General features: G+C 73.1%; 20 protein-coding genes and 1 pseudogene. 11 read left to right on the top strand and 10 right to left on the bottom strand.

All coding sequences use genetic code 11. The annotated features are described in order from the left end of the window. On the bottom strand, positions 1–342 hold a 342-nt coding region (locus HEQ75_RS25395), incomplete at its 3' end, for a hypothetical protein (protein ID WP_209318775.1). A gap of 2 nt (positions 343–344) precedes the next feature. After that, on the bottom strand, positions 345–902 hold the full coding sequence (locus HEQ75_RS25400; RefSeq protein WP_168034930.1) for a SixA phosphatase family protein: 558 nt from the start codon (positions 900–902) through the stop codon (positions 345–347). 109 nt (positions 903–1,011) lie between these two features. Here HEQ75_RS25400 and HEQ75_RS25405 point away from each other — a divergent pair, with 109 nt between their 5' ends. From HEQ75_RS25405 to HEQ75_RS25415, 3 genes are read left to right on the top strand one after another with little or no spacing between them, the layout of a single operon-like run. Next, positions 1,012–1,740, top strand: coding sequence for an SDR family NAD(P)-dependent oxidoreductase (locus tag HEQ75_RS25405; RefSeq protein ID WP_168034931.1), 729 nt, complete (start codon positions 1,012–1,014; stop codon positions 1,738–1,740). Then, positions 1,740–2,345 carry a DUF6134 family protein gene (locus HEQ75_RS25410; RefSeq protein ID WP_168034932.1) on the top strand — a complete coding sequence of 202 codons (606 nt, stop codon included), beginning with the start codon at positions 1,740–1,742 and terminating at the stop codon, positions 2,343–2,345. Before HEQ75_RS25405 ends, HEQ75_RS25410 begins: the two co-directional genes overlap by 1 nt. Beyond that, entirely contained in the window at positions 2,342–4,003 is a 1,662-nt protein-coding gene (locus HEQ75_RS25415) for a cryptochrome/photolyase family protein (protein WP_168034933.1), read from the top strand. Before HEQ75_RS25410 ends, HEQ75_RS25415 begins: the two co-directional genes overlap by 4 nt. A gap of 16 nt (positions 4,004–4,019) precedes the next feature. Here HEQ75_RS25415 and HEQ75_RS28535 read toward each other — a convergent pair. Next, positions 4,020–4,349, bottom strand: a pseudogene (locus HEQ75_RS28535) (GNAT family N-acetyltransferase); the annotation flags it as partial. Positions 4,350–4,380: 31 nt separating this feature from the next. Continuing rightward, entirely contained in the window at positions 4,381–6,261 is a 1,881-nt protein-coding gene (locus HEQ75_RS25420; protein ID WP_168034934.1) for a putative bifunctional diguanylate cyclase/phosphodiesterase, read from the bottom strand. A 162-nt stretch (positions 6,262–6,423) separates the two neighbouring features. On the opposite strand from HEQ75_RS25420, the gene HEQ75_RS25425 reads away from it, so the two are divergent. Continuing rightward, complete coding sequence (locus HEQ75_RS25425; RefSeq protein WP_168034935.1) at positions 6,424–7,173, top strand: YebC/PmpR family DNA-binding transcriptional regulator; 750 nt, start codon at positions 6,424–6,426, stop codon at positions 7,171–7,173. Positions 7,174–7,306: 133 nt separating this feature from the next. On the opposite strand, the gene HEQ75_RS25430 is transcribed toward HEQ75_RS25425, so the two are convergent. After that, entirely contained in the window at positions 7,307–8,227 is a 921-nt protein-coding gene (locus HEQ75_RS25430; RefSeq protein WP_168034936.1) for a cation diffusion facilitator family transporter, read from the bottom strand. Between the two features lie 137 nt (positions 8,228–8,364). Further along, a complete protein-coding gene (locus HEQ75_RS25435; RefSeq protein WP_168034937.1) occupies positions 8,365–10,227 on the bottom strand; it encodes a bifunctional sugar phosphate isomerase/epimerase/4-hydroxyphenylpyruvate dioxygenase family protein in 1,863 nt (620 codons plus the stop codon). Between the two features lie 201 nt (positions 10,228–10,428). On the opposite strand from HEQ75_RS25435, the gene HEQ75_RS25440 reads away from it, so the two are divergent. From HEQ75_RS25440 to HEQ75_RS25450, 3 genes are all read left to right on the top strand, one after another. Next, the gene (locus tag HEQ75_RS25440) at positions 10,429–10,572 is read left to right on the top strand and encodes a hypothetical protein (RefSeq protein WP_168034938.1); all 144 of its coding nucleotides are present in this window, start codon (positions 10,429–10,431) and stop codon (positions 10,570–10,572) included. Positions 10,573–10,587: 15 nt separating this feature from the next. Further along, on the top strand, positions 10,588–10,749 hold the full coding sequence (locus HEQ75_RS25445; protein ID WP_168034939.1) for a DUF3309 family protein: 162 nt from the start codon (positions 10,588–10,590) through the stop codon (positions 10,747–10,749). 136 nt (positions 10,750–10,885) lie between these two features. Next, on the top strand, positions 10,886–11,869 hold the full coding sequence (locus tag HEQ75_RS25450; RefSeq protein WP_168034940.1) for a Bug family tripartite tricarboxylate transporter substrate binding protein: 984 nt from the start codon (positions 10,886–10,888) through the stop codon (positions 11,867–11,869). 58 nt (positions 11,870–11,927) lie between these two features. On the opposite strand, the gene HEQ75_RS25455 is transcribed toward HEQ75_RS25450, so the two are convergent. From HEQ75_RS25455 to HEQ75_RS25470, 4 genes are read right to left on the bottom strand one after another with little or no spacing between them, the layout of a single operon-like run. Beyond that, positions 11,928–12,902, bottom strand: a complete 975-nt coding sequence (locus HEQ75_RS25455) for a tripartite tricarboxylate transporter substrate-binding protein (protein WP_168034941.1) — start codon at positions 12,900–12,902, stop codon at positions 11,928–11,930. A gap of 14 nt (positions 12,903–12,916) precedes the next feature. After that, positions 12,917–13,936 carry a Gfo/Idh/MocA family protein gene (locus HEQ75_RS25460; protein ID WP_168034942.1) on the bottom strand — a complete coding sequence of 340 codons (1,020 nt, stop codon included), beginning with the start codon at positions 13,934–13,936 and terminating at the stop codon, positions 12,917–12,919. Then, positions 13,933–14,919: a substrate-binding domain-containing protein gene (locus HEQ75_RS25465; protein WP_168034943.1), complete on the bottom strand. Its 987-nt coding sequence runs from the start codon at positions 14,917–14,919 to the stop codon at positions 13,933–13,935. Before HEQ75_RS25465 ends, HEQ75_RS25460 begins: the two co-directional genes overlap by 4 nt. Positions 14,920–14,923: 4 nt before the next feature. Further along, on the bottom strand, positions 14,924–15,907 hold the full coding sequence (locus HEQ75_RS25470) for a Bug family tripartite tricarboxylate transporter substrate binding protein (RefSeq protein ID WP_168034944.1): 984 nt from the start codon (positions 15,905–15,907) through the stop codon (positions 14,924–14,926). A 178-nt stretch (positions 15,908–16,085) separates the two neighbouring features. Here HEQ75_RS25470 and HEQ75_RS25475 point away from each other — a divergent pair, with 178 nt between their 5' ends. The 4 genes from HEQ75_RS25475 (at position 16,086) to HEQ75_RS28945 (ending at position 19,918) form a co-directional block, all read left to right on the top strand. After that, on the top strand, positions 16,086–17,039 hold the full coding sequence (locus tag HEQ75_RS25475; protein ID WP_168034945.1) for a dihydrodipicolinate synthase family protein: 954 nt from the start codon (positions 16,086–16,088) through the stop codon (positions 17,037–17,039). A 73-nt stretch (positions 17,040–17,112) separates the two neighbouring features. After that, positions 17,113–18,429 (top strand): sulfite oxidase, encoded by a 1,317-nt coding sequence (locus HEQ75_RS25480; RefSeq protein WP_168034946.1) that lies wholly within the window; start codon positions 17,113–17,115, stop codon positions 18,427–18,429. Position 18,430: 1 nt separating this feature from the next. Next, positions 18,431–18,799 carry an aldehyde dehydrogenase gene (locus HEQ75_RS25485; protein ID WP_168034947.1) on the top strand — a complete coding sequence of 123 codons (369 nt, stop codon included), beginning with the start codon at positions 18,431–18,433 and terminating at the stop codon, positions 18,797–18,799. A 57-nt stretch (positions 18,800–18,856) separates the two neighbouring features. After that, positions 18,857–19,918: a cyclic nucleotide-binding domain-containing protein gene (locus HEQ75_RS28945; RefSeq protein ID WP_168034948.1), complete on the top strand. Its 1,062-nt coding sequence runs from the start codon at positions 18,857–18,859 to the stop codon at positions 19,916–19,918. Positions 19,919–20,094 lie beyond the last annotated feature (176 nt).

Consider the following 20,094-nt stretch of genomic DNA (forward strand, 5'->3'; position numbering starts at 1 on the left):
GGCTTCCGCCGGCGCCGCATCCGGCGCCAGGCTGGCCAGCACCGGCGGCGGGCTGGCCGGGCGCCAGATGGCCCCCGGCTCCGGCAGGCTGCGGATCAGCCGGCGCGGCGCGCGCAGCCCGCTGGTCTCCAGCGCCAGCCCCTGCGCCGCCAGCGCGCCCTCGGCGGTGTCGAGCCAGGCGAGTTCCACGGCCAGCGACCGGGTGCGCCCGGCGCGACGGCCGGCGAAGGCCGGCTGGCGGAACAGCGTGGCCGCGGCGGCGGGATCCACCTCCGCCTCCAGCAGCAGGGTGGGCAGGGTGGGCAGCGGCGCGGAAAGCGGCGCGGGGGGCGGGGCGGGCATCGTCAGGCGGTGACCTCGGGCGTGTCGCCGGCCTCGGTGCCGGGCAGGTCGGCGGGGGAGAGCAGGCGCAGCAGCCGGCCTCCCCCCGCTTCCAGGCGACCCCAGGGCAGGGCGAGCGCGAATTCGGTGAGCGTTGCGGTGGGGTAGCCCTCCGCCAGTCGGCGCGTCGCGGGCGTGGCGGCGGCCATGGCGGCGGGGCCGGCGAGCGCCATGGCCAGGTCGTGCAGGCCGGGATTGTGGCCGATCAGCAGCACGCTGCGCGCCGTCTCCCGCACCCCGCGCAGCACCTGCAGCAGGCTGGGCCAGGCGGCCAGGTAGAGATCGTCCATCGGCTCCACCAGCGGCGGGCCTTCCAGCGGCGCCAGCGCCTCCAGCGTCTGCAGGGTGCGGCGGGCGGAGGAGACCAGTACCACATCCGGCGCCAGGCCGAGCTCGCGCATCGCTTCGCCCATGGCAATGGCGGCGCGCCGGCCGCGCGCATTGAGCGGCCTGGCGTGGTCGGAAAGGCGCGGATCGTCCCAGGAGGACTTCGCGTGCCGCAGCAGCAGCAATTGGCGCATGATCCGCGCAGCATGCCACGGAAGGTGGCGATTGGCGACGGCCCGGCAGCGCGCCTTTTCACCCCGCCCGCCAGCCCCATCTGGCCGCGGAGCGCAAAAGGGATCTGTGATGACGGTGCTGGTGTTCGGGGCGACGGGCGGAATCGGGCAGGCGCTGGCGCGCCGGCTGGCGGCGCGCGGCGCGCGGCCCTTCCTGGTGGCGCGGGGGGAGGCGCGGCTGGCGGCGCTGGCGGCGGAGCTCGGCTGCGGCCACCAGGCCGCGGACCTGACCGACGCCGCCGGCCGGCAGGCCGCCGTGGCCGCGGCGGTCGCCGACGGCGGCGGGTCGCTGGCCGGGCTCGCGCTGTGCGTCGGCTCCATCCTGCTGAAGCCCCTGGCGCGGGTGACGGAGGCGGACCTCATGGAAACCTTCCGCCTGAATACCGCCGCCCCGGCGCTGGCGGTGCAGGTGGCGGCGCCGGCCCTGGCGGCAGGCCGCGGCGCGGTGGTGCTGTTTTCCTCGGTCGCGGCACGCACCGGCTTCGCCAACCATGTGGCGATCGGCGCCGCCAAGGCGGCGGTCGAAGGCATGACGGTGGCGCTGGCGGCCGAACTGGCGCCACATGTCCGGGTGAACTGCATCGCGCCCAGCCTGACCCGCACGGCGCTGGCCGAACCCCTGACGAGGAGCCCGCAAATGGCCGAGGCGATTGCCAAGCAGCACCCCATTCCCCGGTTGGGCGAGGCCGATGACAGCGCCGCCCTGGCCGATTTCCTGCTGTCGGAATCCGCCGGCTGGATCACCGGCCAGGTGATCGGCGTCGATGGCGGCCGCGGCGCCATCGCCGGGCGCGGGTGATGCGGCGGCGCGGGCTGCTGGCGGGGGGGGCGGCGATGCTGCTGGCGGAGGCCGCGGCGGCGGCGCCGGCGGGGCTGGATTTCCGGGTGCTGCGCGGCGGCAGCCCGGTCGGCACCCACAGCGTGCGGTTCCGCGAGGCGGCGGGGCTGCTGGAGGCGCTGAGCGAAGTGCGGATCGAGGTGAAGCTGATGGGCTTCACCGTCTTCCGCTACCACCACCTGACCACCGAGGGCTGGCGCGGCGGCCGGCTGGTGGCGCTGACCTCCCGCCTCGCGAAGAACGGCACCACCACGGTCTGTGAGGCGCGGGCCGCGGAAGCCGGGCTGGTGCTGCGCGGGCCGGAGGGCGAAGTGCGGATGCCGGCCGCGGCGGCGCCGCTGACCTGGTGGCGGCAGGCGACGCTGCGCCCCGGCGTGCCGCTGTTCGACCCGCGCAAGGGCATCGCGGTGGATCCGGAACTGCGCATCACGCCCGCAGGCGGCGGCACCCGCGTGGTGCTGGTGGGCGGGGAGGGGGCGGACGTGCTGTATGACGGCGCCGGCACCTGGGTGGGCTTCGCCACCACCGGGGAGGATGGCAGCGCCGTGCGCTACGACCGCGCATGACGGCGCTGCGCCTGGTCCTCGGCGACCAGTGCAGCCATGCGATCGCGGCGCTGGCGGGCATCGACCCGGCGCGCGACCTGGTGCTGCTGGCGGAGGTGCGGTCCGAATGCACCTATGTGCCGCACCACAAGCAGAAGATCGCCCTGGTGCTGTCGGCCATGCGGCATTTCGCGGCGGCGTTGGCGGCGCGCGGCCTGCGCGTGCGCCACGTGGCGCTGGACGATCCGTCGAACACCCAGACCCTGGCCGGGGAGGTGGCGCGGGCGGCGCGGGACCATGGCGCGGCACGCATCATCTGCACCCATCCGGGCGAATGGCGGGTGCTGCAGGATATGCGCGGCTGGCAGGATGCCACCGGCCTGCCGGTGGAGATCCGCGAGGATGGCCGCTTCCTGTGCAGCCTGGACCGTTTCCGCGCCTGGGCGGCGGGCCGGCGGCAACTCCGCATGGAGTATTTCTACCGCGAGATGCGGCGGGAGAGCGGCCTGCTGATGCAGGGGCCGGACGAGCCCGCCGGCGGTGCCTGGAATTACGATGCCGAGAACCGCGCCGCGCTGCCCGCCGGCACCATGCCGCCGACGCCGCGCCGCTTCCCGCCCGATGCCCTGACGCAGGCCGTGATCGGGCTGGTGGAGCGCGAATTCCCCGGCCATTTCGGCACCACCGACCGCTTCGCCTGGCCCGTCACGGCCGAGCAGGCGCGCCAGGCGCTGGCGGATTTCATCGCCCACCGTCTGCCCCGCTTCGGCGACTACCAGGATGCAATGGCGGAAGGGCAGCCGGTGCTGTTCCACGCACTGATCGCCGCGGCGCTGAATTGCGGCCTGCTTGAGCCGCTGGAGGCCTGCCGGGCGGCGGAAGCGGCGTATCGCCAGGGCGCGGCGCCGCTGAACGCGGTGGAGGGCTTCATCCGCCAGATCCTCGGCTGGCGCGAATATGTCCGTGGCCTGTACTGGCTGAAGATGCCGGATTACCGGACGGGCAACGCGCTGGCGGCGACGCGCCCGCTTCCCTGGCTGTACTGGTCCGGGGAGACCGCCATGGCCTGCATGGCGGCGGCCATCGGCCAGACGCGGGACCTGGCCTATGCGCACCACATCCAGCGCCTGATGGTCACCGGCAATTTCGCCCTGCTGGCGGGGCTCGATCCGGCCGAGGTGAACCATTGGTACATGGTGGTCTATGCCGACGCCTATGAATGGGTGGAACTGCCCAATGTGCAGGGCATGGCGCTGCATGCCGATGGCGGGGTGATGGCGTCCAAGCCCTATGCGGCCTCCGGCGCCTACATCAACCGCATGTCGGACCATTGCCGCGGCTGCGCCTATGACGTGAAGCGCGCCACCGGGCCGGGCGCCTGCCCGTTCAACTTCCTCTACTGGGATTTCGTCGCCCGGCACGCGCAGCGCTTCGCGGGCAATCCGCGCATGGCCATGCCGCTGCGCACCCTGGCGCGGATGGACCAGGCGAAAGTCGCCGCGATGCGGGCGGAGGCAGCAAGCTTCCTCAGCGCGCTGGAACGGGGGGAGGCGCCGGCACCGCCGCGGGCGGCACGGCCAGCGCGCAGGACATCAGCGCCACCGGCCGCCCCCGCCATGTCTCTGGACCTTCCGGAACCCAGCCCCGCGCGGCGTAGAAGGCCTGCCGGTCCTCGGTGAACAGCCACAGCCGTGCATGGCCCAGCGCCGCCGCGCGGCGGCGCACCTCGGCCACCAGCGTGGTCGCCACGCCCTGGCGCCGATGCGCCGGCGCCACCAGGACGGAGGCGAGCCAGGGCGTCAGATCCGGGCGGCTCGGCAGGTCGTCCACATCCAGCGTGGCGGTGCCGAGCGGCACGCCATCCCGTTCCGCGATCAGCGTGCAGGGGGCGGCCGGGCCGGTGGCGGCGCGCAGCCAGCCTTCGGTGGCGGCCCGCGAATAACCCGAATCGCCCCACCATTGCGCGTGCAGCCAGCCGGCGATCTCGGGCAGATGCGGGGATTGGCAGGCGGGGCGGATCAGCATGGCGCCAGCCTGGCACGGCCGGCGCCGCGCTTCACGCCGCGCTACGTGACAGCCGCGCGCGGTCCTCCACGATCAGCCGGCGGGCCGCCTCGGCCGGCATCGGGCGGCCGAACAGCCAGCCCTGGCCCTGCTCGCAGCCTTCCGCCGTCAGGATGCGGGCCTGATCCTCCGTCTCCACCCCTTCGGCCACCACCGTCATGTCCAGGATCCGACCGAGCCCGACGATGGTGGCCAGGATGGCGCAGACCTTGGAATCGCGCCCCAGATCGGTGACGAAGGCGCGGTCCACCTTGAGCTTGCCGAAGGGGAAGCGCCAGAGATGCGCCAGGCTGGACCAGCCGGTGCCGAAATCATCCATGGCAATGGACACGCCCAGTGCGCGCAGGTCGCGCAGCAGGCGGACGACGTCGTCCGGGTCTTCCTGCAGCAGGCTTTCCGTCACCTCCAGCTCCAGCCGCCTTGCCGGCAGGCCGGTATCGGCCAGCGCCTGCGCCACGGTGCAGACCAGGTCGCCATGGCGGAACTGCGCCGGGGAGAGGTTGACCGCCACATGCAGCTCCCCCGGCCAGGTGGCGGCCTCGGCGCAGGCGGCGCGGATCACCCAGGCGCCGAGCGGCACGATCAGCCCGGTCTGCTCGGCCAGGGGGATGAATTCGCTGGGCGGGATCATGCCGCGGGTCGGGTGCGGCCAGCGCAGCAGCGCCTCGAAGCCCACCAGCCCGCGATCGCGCAGCCGCAGCTGCGGCTGGTAGTGCAGCAGCAGCGATTTGCGGGCCATCGCCGCCCGCAGGTCGGCCTCCGTCTCTCGCCGCAGGCGCACGGCCGCGTCCATCGCCGGCTCGAAGCTGCGGATGGCGGGTTCCGGCTGGCCGCGCGCGGTGGAGAGCGCCGCCTCCGCCCGCGCCAACAACAGTTCCGCCTCCGTCCCGTCCTGCGGCGCCATGGCCACGCCGCATTCCAGCACCGGGCGCAGCGTGCCGCCCTTGGGCAGCGGCAGTGGCTCTGCCAGCTGGGTGGCCAGGCGGGCGGCCAGCGTCACCGCATCCTCATCCCCCTGCACCGCCGTCTGCACCACCGCGAAGCGATCGGCGGACAGCCGCGCCACGGTATCCTCCCGCCGCACCAGGCTGCGCAGGCGCCGCGCCAGGGCCGCCAGCAGCGCATCGCCGGCGGCGCGGCCGTGCGCGGCGTTCACGTCCCGGAAGCCGCGCAGATTCAGCACCAGCACCGCCACCTGCTGCCCCGCCGGCCCCGCGCCTGCCAGGGACAGGGCCAGGCGTTCGCGCAGCTCCGCATGGGTGGCGAGGCCGGTCAGCGCGTCCTGGCGCAGCCGCTGCCGGGCGCGCCGGGCGGCCGCCTCCTCCCGCTTGCCGCGCAGGCCGAGCCACAGCAGCAGCATGAGGGCCACCACCCCGAAGGCGCCGACGCTGAGCTGGGCATGGCGGAAGGCCTGCATCACCAGCTGCCGCCGCCCGGTATCGCGCAGCACCAGAACCAGCCGGCCCGGCTCCACTGCCAGCGCCACCTCCGCCAGCCGGGCCGGCGCGGCCTGGTGGCGGCGCGGCGGGTCCGCGGGTGGCGCCGACCGCGCGACCAGCACGGCGCCATCGGCCCGCAGCAGGCGGAAGCCCTCGACTTCCGCGGGCAGCAGGATGGAGCGCAGGCGTTCCAGCTGGCCGGGCGCCGGCGCCGCGCCTTGCAACAGGTCGGTGAGCCCTGGCTCCTGGTGCTGCAGCGTCTCCGCCACGCCCTCCGCCCAGGCCTGGCCGGCCTTTTCCAGGATGCGGTCCAGCAGCAGCTGGTTGACACCCACCGCCGCCAGCGTGAGCAGCACGAGGATCGCGCCCAGCCGCAGCAGAAGCTGCTGCACCGTGCCGGCAGGGGAATTGGCCGTGGGGGCGGGGCGGGTCATGCCGGCATTCTGCGCCGCAATGGTGAACCCCGGATTGAAGCGGCAACGGCCCGGCGGCCCCCCGAACGGCACCGGGATTTGCCCCGGATGGGGGCGCGCCGGTATAGACATGTGACAAGCCGGGGGGCCGAACCCCCCGCCGGATCATGGAGAGCCTCGGCGATGGCCGGCCATTCGCACGCCAAGAACATCATGCACCGCAAGGCGGCGCAGGGCGCCAAGAAGGCGGCCGCCTTCGGCAAGCTGATCCGGGAGATCACCGTCTCCGCCAAGCAGGGCCTGCCCGACCCGGCGATGAACCCGCGGCTGCGCGCGGCGGTGAAGGCGGCGCTGGTGGCGAACATGACGCGCGACACCATCGACCGCGCCATCAAGCGCGCCGCGACCGCAGGCATCGGCGAGGACTATGTGGAGATGCGCTACGAGGGCTACGGCCCCTATGGCGTGGCCGTGATCGTCGAGGCGCTGACCGACAACCGCAACCGCACCGGCGGCGATCTGCGGTCCATCTTCGGCAAGCATGGCGGGGCGCTGGGGGAGACCAATTCGGTGGCCTTCCAGTTCGAGCGCAAGGGCGTGCTGCGCTACCCCGCCGCGGCGGCGGATGCCGACACCATGCTGGAAGCCGCCATCGAGGCTGGCGCCGGCGACGTGGAAAGCGACGCGGAGGGCCATGAGGTATCCTGCGCCGTGGAGGATTTCGCCGCGGTGCGCGATGCGCTGGAGCAGAAATTCGGCACGGCGGAGGCGGCCAAGCTGGAATGGTGGCCGAGCAGCACCGTGGACCTGGATGAGGAGCGCGCGCGGGACGTGCTGAAGCTGCTCGACGTGCTGGACGACCATGACGACGTGCAGAACGTCTATGCCAATTTCGAGGTGGACGCGGCGGCGATGGAGCGGCTGAGCGCCTGATACCCGGCGCCGGAAGGTTTCGCCTTCCTGCGCCGCAAACGCCGGGCGGGCCGCATCTGCGGCCGCTCGCTTCGCGGCGCTGGCGGCGGCGCGCTCGGCCCGCAGGCCGGGGCCTTGTGCGCCCAGGATGCGATCAGGCGGCGGCCAGCCGGCAGGCCGGGCCATCGCCGAGTTCGATCTGCAGGGTGGCGCGGCCGATGCCGTGCTGCGCCGCCAGCGCCGCCGCCAGCCGGTCCAGGAAGGCGTCGCCCGGGTGGCCGCCCGGCATCACCAGATGCGCCGTCAACTCCACCACCGTGGTGCTCGGCGCGCGGATGTGCAGGTCGTGCACCGCCGCCACGCCAGGCTGCGCGGCCAGGAAGGCCCGCACCGCCGAGGCATCCACCCCGCGCGGCACGCCATCCATGGCCAAGTGCAGCGCATCGCGCAGCAGCGGCGCGGCGGCCCAGGCGATGGCGACGGAGACCAGCAGCGCCGCCAGCGGGTCCGCCACCTGCCAGCCGGTGGCCAGGATGATCGCCGCCGAGACCACGACGCCGAGCGAGACCGCCGCATCGGTGGCCATGTGCAGCCAGGCGCCGCGGGCATTGAGGTCGTGGCCATGGCCGCGGAACAGCAGGGCGGTGCCGAGGTTGATGCCGATGCCGACGGCGGCCACCAGCAGCACCGGCAGGCCCGGCACTTCCGGCGGTGCCGAGAGCCGGCCCACGGCCTCCCACACCACGGCGCCGACGCCGATGAGGATGGCCAGCGCATTGGCCAGCGCCGCCAGGATGGTGCCGCGGCCGAGGCCGTAGGTGTGCCGCGCATTCGGCGGCCGCCGCGCCGCCACCACGGCGACCCAGGCGATCAGCAGCCCGGCGACATCCGTCAGGTTGTGCGCGGCATCGGCCAGCAGCGCGAGCGAGCCGAACCAGAACCCGGCCATCGCCTCGGCCAGCGTGTAGCCGAGATTGAGGCCGACGCCCCAGCGGAAGGCGGAATCGAGCGTGGCGCCGGGGGAGGGGGCGTGGTGGTGGTGGCCGTGAGGGTGGTCGTGATGGTCGTGGGGCATGGGCGTGGGCCTTGGGTTCGGGGGCCGGGCGATACAGGGTGCGGCGTCAACGCTGGCGGATGCAGCAGGATGGCATGGTGGGCAATTCGCCAGGACCGGCGCAGGAGGAAGCCGCGGATGCCGCGGTGGCCGAGCCTCTACCGCGCCCGCCCCCGCTGCTGCGCCGCCATCCGCGTCGCCGCATTCGCCGCGCCGAACCCTTCATAGCCCACCCCGCGCTCCGCCAGTTCGAAGAAGAACCGGTCCTGGAAGGGCAGCGTATAGGCATGCCGGAAGCCGTGCCCGGCCGCATCCTGGTCGAACAGCAGGTGGTGCGCCTGCAGCGCCGCCGTCTCGGCCTCGCCCAGGCCGAAGCGCGCCGCGAGGTCGGCGTAGTAGTTGGCGGGGATGTCCAGCAGCGGCGCCGCGCGCTGGCTCGCCGCCTGCACCGCCGCGGCGGCATCCGCCGTGGCGAAGGCGATATGGTGCACCCCGGCGCCGGCCAGCGCGGAGACGAAGCGCCCCGTGCCGGTGCGCGTGCTCTCCGAGACGTTCAGCGGCAGCCGCACCTGCTCCACCCCATCCGCCACCCCGCCGGTGAAGGCGCGGGACCGCACCAGGCCGTAGGGGTCCGGCAATTCCCAGGGCGCATCGGGCGCCAGGCCGAAGACGGCGCGGTAGAACAGCACGAAGCTGTCCAGCATCCCCGGCGCCAGCGCCTGCGCCACATGGTCGATGCCCCGCAGCGCACCGGGCGCCGTGGCCTCCGGCGCCAGGAGGAAATCATCCTCCCAGATCGGCCGGTCCCCCGGCCCCGTCGCCTGCACCAGATACACCAGCGTGCCGTCCGGCGCGCGGATCGCGGGGATGCGGCGCTCCCCCTCGCCCACCCGTTCGCGGAAGGTGGGGCAGCGCAGCGCCTCCGCCCGCGCCATCAGCCGCGCCGGGTCGTCCACCCGGAAGGCCAGGGCGCAGACGGTCGGGCCGAGCTGGGCGAAGCGCTCCGCCGCCGCGCTGTCCGGCTCGGCATTCAGCACCAGGTTGGCGCCGCCATTGCGCCACAGCTGCACGGCCTTGGAACGATGCGTGCCGGCCAGCCGGAAGCCGAGCGCGGCGAGGAAGGCGGCCAGTTCCGCCCGCGCCGTCTCATCCACGGCGAATTCCACGAACTCGATGCCGGACAGCGCCGGGGTGGCGGGCAGCGGCGCCAGGCCCGCCTGCTCATCCAGCCAGACCAGGCTGCGCAGCCCGTCGCGGGCGATGCGGCGGGACGGGGCGGCGCGGAACTCGTCGTTGAAGATCTCGAGCGAGATCGGCCCGGCATAGCCCGCCGCCAGCACCTCCCGCAGGAAGCCCGGCACCTCCAGCTCCCCCTGGCCGGGGAAGCTGCGGTGGTGGCGGGACCAGGAAAGCGGGTCCATGCGCAGCCGCGGCGCATCGGCGAATTGCACGAAGAAGAGCTTTTCGGGCGGCACCGCCTGGGCCAGCCCGGCCAGGTCGTCGCCCATACACAGGGTGTGAAAGCTGTCCAGGATCAGGCCGAGGGCAGGGTGGTCGGCCTCGCGCACGATGTCCCAGGCCTGCCGCCATCGGCTGGTGTGGCGGCCCCAGGCCAGCGCCTCGAACCCCAGCTTCAGGCCGCGCCGCGCCGCGCGCGCCGCCATCTCCCGCAAATCGGCGGCGGCGCGGGCGGGGTCGTCCAGCGTCGCGGCCTGGGTGTTGGAGCAGACCAGGATCATCTGCGTGCCCAGCGCCTGCATGGTGTCGAACTTCCGCTCCGCCCGGTCCAGGTTGCGGGACCGCTGCGGCTCCGGCATCGCCTCGAAGTCGCGGAAGGGCTGGAACAGGGTGACCGCGAGGCCGAGATCCGCCGCCATGCGCCCGGCCTCGGCCGGCGTGCCCTCGAAGGAAAGCAGGTCCTGCTCGAAGATCTCGACCCCGCCGAAGCCCGCGGCGGCGGCCGATTCCAGCTTGTCCGGCAGGGTTCCGGACAGGCAGACGGTGGCGATCGAGCGCAGCATGAAACGGAAAACCTCCCGCCCGGTGGGTCAGGCCCCGCATGGTGCGCGAGGATGTCCGCGAATGCCACCGGCGAGGGCCCGCGCCGGGTCCCGTGGCGCACGAGACCGTGATGAGGAAAACCTTCCGGCCCGCCGCGCGATCTGTTCCCAACCGCCACGATGACATTCCCAGGCGGGAGATTGAACGGGATCGCACCGACCATGAGCCGCAACCTTCTCTACCCCGTCCTCGGCGTGCTGCTGATCGCCGTCGGCGCGCTGGGCTTCTGGGCCTGGCAGGAACAGAGCAGCAACGCGGTGGAGCTGAATGTCGGCGGGCGCAGCCTGTCCGTCGAAACCCGCTGAGCGGAGGCGCATCCGATGTTGGGCACCATCCTCGTCATCCTGCTGGTCCTGCTGCTGCTGGGCGGCTTCAGCGGGCGCTTCGGCGGCTATGGCTACGGCTTCGGCCATGGCGGCACAGGCACGCTCGGCGTCGTGCTGATCGTCGTCATCGCCCTGCTGGTGCTGGGCCGGATCTGAGCGAGGGGGCTCTTCCCCGCCCCGCCCCGCCGGCGCCGGGCACGGCGTGCGGACGCCATTCCCGCTTGGCGTGGCCGGCAAAGGCGGCGATCATCCGGCCCAACGGCCCCAGCCGGCCGGAAATGGAGGATAACGCATGAGACACCTGACGCGCCGCAACACCCTTGCCCTGTCCAGCCTGGTCCTCGCCACGCCGGCGCTGGCGCAGCGCGACGCGGCCGCGGGATGGCCGCAGCGTCCGGTGAAACTCGTCGTGCCCTATGCGCCCGGCGGCACCACCGACGTGATGGCCCGCCTGGTGGCGGAGCAGCTCGGCAACAAGCTGGGCCAGCCGATGATCGTGGAGAACCGGCCCGGCGCCGGCGCCACCATCGGCGCCGGCGTGGTCGCGCAGGCGGAGCCGGACGGGCTGACGCTGCTGATGTCCAACAGCGGCTCCCACGGCGTCTCGCCCTCGCTGTATCCGAACCTGCCCTATGACCCGATGAAGGACTTCACCCATGTGGCGCTGGTGGTGACCAGCCCCTCGGTGCTGGTGGTGACGAAGAACAACTCCGCGCAGGACATGGCGCAGTTCATCGCCCAGGTGAAGCGGGCCGGGGAGATCGATTTCGCCGTCTCCGGCATCGGCAGTTCCAGCCACCTGACCGGCGTGCGGCTGGGCATGGCGCTGGATGTGCGGGTGACGCCCATCCCTTATCGCGGCGCCGGCCCGGCGATGACGGACACCATCGCCGGCGTGGTGCCGGCAATGATGGACAGCCTGCCCTCCGCCGCCAGCCACATCAATGCCGGCAGCGTGCGCGCCCTGGCCGTGTCCTCGGAAACGCGCTCCCCGCGCTTCCCCAACCTGCCGACGCTGCGCGAAAGCGGGGTGGATGTTGTGAACTACGCCTGGTTCGGCATCTCCGGCCCTGCCCGCCTGCCGGCGCCGATCGTGCAGAAGCTGGCCGCCACGATCCGGGCGGTGCTGGCCGAGCCGGCGATGATCAGCCGCTTCGAGGAGCTCACCGGCTCCCCGCCGCCGGAGAGCACGCCGGAGAGCTACACGCGCTTCGTCGAGTCCGAGATCGCCGGCTTCGCCCCGATCGTCCGCGCCGCCGGCGTCACGCCGCGGTAGCCAGGCCACGAGGAAGGGGGGGGGCCGGGACATCGGCCCCGCCCCACCCGGGCCTGCGCTACCGGTTCACCCGCCGCCCGATCTCCTGCGCCTGGGCGGCCTGCGCCCGGATGAATTCGACGAAGCGCTCCGGCGGCAGGGCGATGCCCTGCAGCCCCTGGGCGTCGAATTGCTGCACCACCTCCGGCGCGTTCACCGCGCCGGCCATCGCCGCATGGACCTTGGCGACGATGGCGGGCGGCGCGCCGGCCGGCATCCAGCAGCCGAACCAGTTCACCGTGTCGTAGCCAGCCAGCCCCGCCTCCTGCATCGTCGGCACCTCCGGCATGCCCTTCCAGCGCCGCGCGCCGGTCAGCGCGATGGCGCGCAGGCGGCCGGCGCGCACATGGCCCACCGCGACGTTGGTGCCGACGAAGAACATGTCGACGCGCCCGGCCAGCAGGTCCGCCACCGCTTCCGCCACGCCGCGATAGGGGATGGAGAGGATGTCCACCCCGGCCATGGATTTGTACAGCTCCGCCGGGATGTGGCTGGCCGTGCCGTTGCCGGCATTGGCGTAGGTCAGCTTGCCGGGGTCACGCTTCGCCAGGGCGGTCAACTCCGCCAGGTTGGTCGCGGCCACGCCGGGGTTGATCACCAGCGCCTGGCCGAAATTCTGCACCGCCAGGGTCACATGGGTGAAGTCGCCGATCGGGTCGAAATTCACGTTCGGGTTGAAGGGCGGCGTGTTGACGTGCGACGCCGTGGTGAACAGCCACGTGTAGCCATCCGCCGGCTGCCGCGCGACAAAGGCGCTGCCGATGACGCCGCCCGCGCCGGGCCGGTTCTCGATCACCACCGGCTGGCCGAGTGCTGCCGCCAGGCGCGGCGCCAGGATGCGGACGATCAGGTCCGGCGGCCCGCCGGGCGGGGAAGGGACGACGACGCGGATCGGCCGGTTCGGGTAGTCGCCGGGCGCCTGCGCCTGCGCGGTGCCCGCGGTGGCCAGGGCCGCCAGGCCCATCAGGGTGCTGCGGCGGGTCGGGTGGGTCATGCTTCTCTCCGGGGTCAGGACAGGCGGACGGGCGCGCCGGATTCGATGGAGGCCAGGATCGCCCCCAGCAGCGCGACATTGTGGACGGCGTCGCCGCCCGGCAGGGCCAGCGGCTTGCCGGCCCGCACATGCGCGGCGAAGTGCTCCAGCTCCGCCCGCTCGGTGCTGGTCTTCGGGAAGGTGATTAGTTCCGGCCGCTGCTTCACCGTCACCGCGGCGGGGTCGATGCGGCACAGCTTCAGGTCCCAGGTGGTGAGGTGCTCGACATCGCCCACCTCCACCCAGCCCTTGCTGCCGAACACCTGCATCCGCCAGGTCTCCGCCGTGGCGATGACGGTGCCGAGATAGCCGGTGGCGCCGGAGGCGAAGCGCAGCAGCATCGAGGTGGTGTCGTCCATGCCGAAATCCTGCACCAGCCGGAAGCTCTGCGCCGTCACCTGCGCCACCGGCCCGGCGAGGTAGAGCATGGCGTCCACCACATGCACGCCGCGCCCGGTCATGCCGCCGGCCGGGCCTTCCGCCCGGTCGTGCCGCCAATGGCCCTTGGGGAAGCGATAGGCGCTGGGGCCGCAGAAATTGCCCTCGATATGCAGAACCTTGCCCAGCGTGCCGTCGTCGATCATCCGGCGGATCGCCTGCAGCGCCGGCTGGTAGCGCCAGTTGTAGCCGACGCCGAGCGTCACGCCGGCGTCCGCGCAGGCGCGTGCCGCGCGCTCCGCGCTCGCGGCATCGACGCCGAGCGGCTTCTCCGTGAACACCGGCTTGCCGGCCGCGGCAGCCTGCAGGATCTGGTCCGTGTGCTGCAGGTGCGGCGTGGCCAGCACCACCACATCCACCTCCGGATCCGCCAGCGCGGCCGCGTAGCTGTCCAGCATCCGCAGCCCGTGCTCGGCGGCGAAGGCCTGCGCCTTGCCAGGGGTGCGGGTGGCGGCGGCGGTGAAGCGGATCTGCGCGCTGTCCGGGCCCAGGCTGCGCACCAGGTGCTGGCCCCAGCCACCGAGGCCGATGATCGCGGCGCGAAGCGGGGTGCTCATGTATCGTCCATTCCTTCGGCGAAGATGTCGGCCGGGCGCAGTTCCCGGCGGGCGAGGTGCTGGGCGGCGGACCAGCGGCAGATCGCGGCGAGTTCCGCCCGGTTGGCGGTGACGCCATAGGTCCAGGGATCGGCCCCGAGCAGCGCCCTGGTCGCCGCCCATTCCTCCGCCAGGAAGGGCAGCATGATGGACAGCGAGGAATGCCGGAGGTCGGCTTCGAGATCGGCCAGGGCAAGCTGCTTCGCCGCCAGGAAGGCCTCGTACAGGCGCCGCGCCAGTGTCGGGTCCTCGGCCAGGATTTCCCGCCTGATGCCGATCAGGTGCATGATCGGGTGGAAGCCGGTGCGGCGGTGCCAGGCGGTGGCGGCCGCGCGCGGGTCCGGGAACAGCCGCACCACGCGCGGGTCGCCGGCGGCGAAGGCGGCGGGCTCGGTGGGGGAGAGGATGGCGTCGATGGTCCCCTCCAGCAGCGCCGCGTTCAGCGTGGCGCCTTCCCCCAGCGGCCGCACCTCCATCCCCGGCGGCAGTTCCAGCGGCAGGCGTTCGCGCCGCCCCGCGGCATTGGTGCCGGCGGTGCGCCAGGCGATGCCGTTGACCGCCACCCCATGGTCATCGGCCAGGATGCCGCGCAGCCAGAGGCCGAGCGTCATCTGATATTCCGGGATGCCGACGCGCCGCCCTTCCAGATCCTTCGCCGTGGCGATGCCGGCATCGGCGCGCAGGTAGATGCAGCCATGCCGGAAGGCGCGGGAGACGAAGGCCGGGATCGCCACATAGCCGGCCTCCCCGCGCGAGACCTGCATGAGGTGGGAGGACAGCGACAATTCCGTCACGTCGAATTCCGCGCGGGTGAAGGCGCGCGGAAAACTCTGCTCCGAATGGATCGGTACCGGCACCAGGCGCAGACCGGGTGTCGGCACGCGCCCGTCGAACAGACCGCGCACCCGGTCATAGGGGGCGCAGGCGACGGTCAGTGTCCGCACCTGTTCAGTCCGCCTTGATGCCGGCGCGGCCGATCAGCACGCGGAAGCGCTCCATCTCGCTGGCGATGAGCTGGCGGAAGGCCTCCGGCGAGCGCGGCGCGGCATCGGCGCCTTCCAGGGTCAGGCGGGCCTTCACATCGGCGTCGCCGAGCAGCCCGTTCACCGCGGCGTTGATGCGCGCCACCACCTCGGGCGGCGTCGCGGCCGGGGCCACCAGCCCGTGCCACTGCACCACCTCGAAGCCCGGCAGCGCGCCGGCGATGGGGGCGAGGCCGGGCAGCGCGTCGGAGGGCCGCAGCGCGCTCATCCCCAGGCCCTTCAGCCGGCCGTCGCGGATCGAGGGCAGCACCACCGGGGCGCCGGCGAAGCTCGCCTTCAGCCGGCCGGCGATGAGGTCGGCCAGCATCGGGCCATTGCCGCGATAGGGCACGTGCACCAGCTCGATCCCCGCCGCGTCGCAGAAGGCCGCCATGGTGATGTGCGAGGCCGCGCCATTGCCGGCGCTGCCATATTCCAGCTGGCCCGGATTGGCCTTGGCATAGGCGATGAACTCCGCCGCATTGGTCACGGGGACGGAGGGGTGGATGGTGAGGATGGAGGGCAGGGTGGCCACCAGCGCCACCGGGGCGAAGTCGCGCAGCGGGCTGTAGGGGATGTTGGGGTAGATCCAGGGGTTGACCGCCAGCGTGCCGACATGGCCCCACATCAGCGTGTGGCCATCCGGCGTGGCGCGCGCCACCGCGGTGGCGCCCACCGTGCCGCCGGCGCCGCCGCGGTTTTCCACCACCACCGGGTGGCCACCCAGCGCCTGCTGCAGCTTCAGCGCGATGGGCCGCGCCAGCAGGTCGTTCGACCCGCCGGGCGGGAACGGCACCACGATCGTCACCGGCCGCGTCGGCCAGGCGGCCTGCGCGGCGGCGTGGCGCATCAGGGCGGGGCTGGCCAGGCCGAGCAGGGAGGCCTGGAGAAGGCGGCGGCGCGGGGGCATGGGACATTCCTTGGATGAATTGTCGCTACAATTGCGCGGCGCCGTCCGTTCCGGAAGAGGCAAGTCCCGCCATGCGGAAGCGTTTCTGCCAGCCAGCCTGCTGCCTGCCGCCACCCTGTGCAATTCCCAACCCGCCCGCCGCTGCGCTAGGCTGGCCGCCCCTGCTGGAGCATGCCCGATGACCAAGATGCGGATCGAGGGGTCCTTCGTCGCCCTCATCACCCCGTTCAACGCCGATGGCAGCGTCGATTTCGGCGGCTTCCGGACCCTGCTGGACTGGCACGCCGCCAGCGGCACCTCGGCCGTGCTCATCATGGGCTCGACCGGCGAGGTCTCCATGCTGACGCCGGAGGAGCGGCGGGAGATCGTCGAGAAGACCGCGGCGATGCCGCGCCGCGGCATGAAGTTCTTCTACGGCTGCACCGGCACCAGCACGGCGGCCACCATCGCCTATCTGCGCCACGCCAAGGCCGCCGGCGCGGATGGCGCCATCCTGGCCGCGCCGGCCTATATCTGCGCGCCGGAAGACGACATCGAGGCGTTCTTCGCCGAATGCGCCGATGCGGTGGACCTGCCCATCGGCATCTACAACAACCCGCCGCGGGTGAAGTCCGACCTGCACTGGGACCATCTGCTGCGGCTGATGAAGCACCCGAACATCGTCGTGCTGAAGGAAAGCACCACCCGCGTGGGCCAGGTGGCGCAGGTCTGCGCCGCGGCGCCGGATGCGACCATCATGTGCTGCGACAGCCCGAATCTGGGCCTGGTGGTGCCGACCATGTCGCTCGGCGGGCATGGCACGGCGAACATGACGGGCAACATCGACCCCGTCGGCATGGCGCGGCTGTCCACCCCCTGGACGACGCCCGAGCAATCCGTGGTGTTCCGGGAGACCTATCTGCGCCTGCTGCCGCTGCTGCACTTCACCTACAGCGCCATCAACCCGGTGGCGGTGAAGTCCCTGATGCAGGCGGTGGGGCTGCCGGCCGGCGACCTGCGGCGGCCGCTTTCCGCCCTGAAGCCGGACCATCTGGCGCGCGGCGTGGCCATCGTGAAGGCGCTGGGCCTGGATGCGCAGTACGGCTGGCGCCTGCCGGGCGCGATGGGCGCGCTGCCGCTGGCGGCGGAGTAACGCAAAGACGACTTGCGAAACGGCCCGACCTGCCTTCCTATCTGCGCAACTATGCGATTGAGGGAGGCAACCAATGGTGCGCAGGATCGAACGCTCGGTGCAGGAACTGTACCGGGATGACCCGGAGCGCGCGGATGCGCTGGCCTTTGGCCGGCGCGGCGCGCTGAAGGGCGCGGCGCTGGCGGCGATGGGCGGCGCGGTGGGCGCGGCGATTCCCTTCGGTGGCTCCATGCCGCAGGGCACGCTGCCGGCGCTGTTCAGCCGCCCGGCGGCGGCCCAGTCCGGCGGCCCGGCGCTGCTCGACCTGCCGGGCAAGGGCCCGCTGATCCTGCAGGGCGAGCGGCCGCTGAACGCCGAGACGCCGGAGACCCTGCTGGACGAGCCGGTGACCTCGGCGCGCAACATGTTCATCCGCAACAATGGCGGCGTGCCGGACGCGGCGGCCGACCCGCGCGCCTGGAAGCTGGTGGTGGAGGGCGAGGTCAACCAGCGCCTGGAACTGACGGTGGGCGAGCTGGAAGCGCGCTTCCCCGTCATCACCCGGCAGTTGCAGCTGGAATGCGGCGGCAATGGCCGCGCCTTCTATCAGCCGCAGGCGCGCGGCAACCAATGGGGCAACGGCGCCATCAGCAACGGCGAATGGACCGGGGTGCGGCTGCGCGACGTGCTGAACGCCGCCGGGCTGAAATCCTCCGCCGTCGCCACCGGGCATTACGGCGCCGACCCGCATCTGTCGAACGAGCCGGGGCGGCCTGCCATCGCGCGCGGCATGCGCATCGCCAAGGCGATGGAGGAGGATACGCTGCTGGCCTTCCGTCTGAACGGGGCGGCGATTCCGCAGCTGCACGGGGCGCCGCTGCGCCTGGTGACGCCGGGCTGGCCGGGCAGCCTCAGCCAGAAATGGCTGACCCGCATCTGGGTGCGCGACAAGCCGCATGACGGTCCGGGCATGGGCGGCACCAGCTACCGCGTGCCGGTGCGCCCGATCGTCCCCGGCAGCAGCAACAATGGCCGCGACTTCGCGGACCTGGAGAGCATGCCGGTGCGCGCCATCCTCTCCTCCCACGCGCATGGCGCGCGGCTGCCGGCGGGCACCAGGGCGCTCGACCTGCGCGGCGCCGCCTGGGCCGGTGACCTGACGGTGCGCGCGGTGCATGTCAGCGTCGATTTCGGTGCCAGCTGGACCGCCATGCAGGTGGCGGACCCCGCCAACCGCCATGCCTGGCAGCGCTGGACCGGCCGCGTCGCGCTGCCCTCCGACGGGTATTACGAGGTCTGGTACCGCGCGACGGACAGCGAGGGCCGGATGCAGCCGCATGCGCCGCCGAACTGGAACCCGCAGGGCTATGGCGGCAACCCGATCAGCCGCGCCGCGATCCTGGTGGGCTGAGATGCGCCTGGCCGTTCTCGGGCTGGCCCTGTTGCTGGCCAGCCCCGTCCTGATCCGCCCCGCGGCCGCCCAGCCGGCAAGCCAGGCCGACGCCGCCCGCGCCATGGCCGAGCGGGCGGAGGAGGAGAGCGTGCTGGCGGAAGGCGAGGGGCGCAGCGAAACCTTCGGCTACTGCACCGCCTGCCACAACACCGCGCTGATCCGCCGCAGCCGCTTCAGCCGTGCCCAATGGGATGGGCTGATGGACTGGATGACCGAACGCCACGGCATGAACCCGCTGGAGGGGGAGTTCCGCGACCTGATCGTGGACTACCTCGCCCGCCATTACGGGCCGAGCCAGAGCCGGGCGCGCAACCCGTTTCTCAATTGAGAAGATCGGGGCGTCCTGATATCCGCTGTCCCGACCAAAATTCGGGACACGGCGCCGATGTCTGCGACGGATGTGGCGGGTTTGCAGGTGGCACTCGGGCAGGTGCCGCTGTTCCAGGGCCTGTCCTCGGGTGATCTGGACGCACTGGCCGGCGCGGCGTGCTACCGGCAGGTGCCGGAAGGCGCCGTGCTGTTCCGCCGCGGCGACCCCGGCGACGGGCTCTGGCTGATCCTGGACGGGCAGATCCGCATCCGCCTGCGCAGCGCCGAAGGGGCGGAGGTGGTGCTGAACCATCTGGGGCCCGGCGACACGGTGGGCGAGATCGCGGCGCTGGATGGCGGCGCCCGCTCGGCGGAGGCGGTGGCGCTGACGCCGCTGCGGGCGCTGTTCCTGGAACGGGGCCCGGCGCTCGCCGTGCTGGGAGGCCGGCCGGCGGCGCTGCTGCGGCTGCTGGAGGCGCTGTGCGCCCGGCTGCGCGCCACCTCCGCCCAGGTGGAGGATGCGGCGGACAGCGCGCTGCGCCGGGATCGCCGCCATGCGGATGAGGTGGCGGAGGCGATCGACCGCAACCCGCTGACCCACCTGCCGGGCAACCAGGCGGTGCGCGCGGCGGTGGAACGCCTGGCGGCACCGGCGGCGGCGGCGCGGGCCCTGTGCTACCTGGACCTCGATCATTTCAAGCCGTTCAACGACCGCTTCGGCTTCCGCACCGGCGATGTGGCGCTGGCCCGCTGCGCGGACGCGCTGCGGCGGCATTTCGGCGCGCGGGGCGACGGATTCATCGGCCATATCGGCGGCGACGACTTCTTCCTGGGCCTGTCGCTCGGCCTGTCCCCGGGGCCGGCCGGCGCCGCCGGGCTGCGGCCGCGGCTGGCCGCGATGCGCGCGGACTTCATGGCGGGCGTCGCCGAATTCCACACCGAGGCGGAGCGCGCCGCCGGCCGCTTCGCCGGCAAGGACCGGGACGGCCAGCCGCGCGACTTTCCGCTGCTCGGCTGTTCCATCGCCGTGCTGCAGCTGGCGCCGGGCGAGGGGATGGCGCCAGCGGCGGTGGGGGCGCGGATCGCGGCGCTGAAATCGGCGGCCAAGGCGGCGCCGGACGGGATCGCGGCGGGCTGAGCCGTCAGCCCTGATCCACCTGCAGCCCGGCCTCGCCCCGGGCCAGGCGGCGCTGGAACAGCAGCGCCGGGCCGTCGCCCGGCGCCAGCGCCAGCACCGCGGCCAGCGCGGCCTGGGCGGCGGGGGCGTTCCCGTCGGCCAGCGCCTCCAGCGCCGCCTGCCATGCGGCCCGCGCC

It is taken from the genome of Falsiroseomonas selenitidurans (assembly GCF_012103215.1).
Lineage (GTDB): Bacteria > Pseudomonadota > Alphaproteobacteria > Acetobacterales > Acetobacteraceae > Falsiroseomonas > Falsiroseomonas selenitidurans.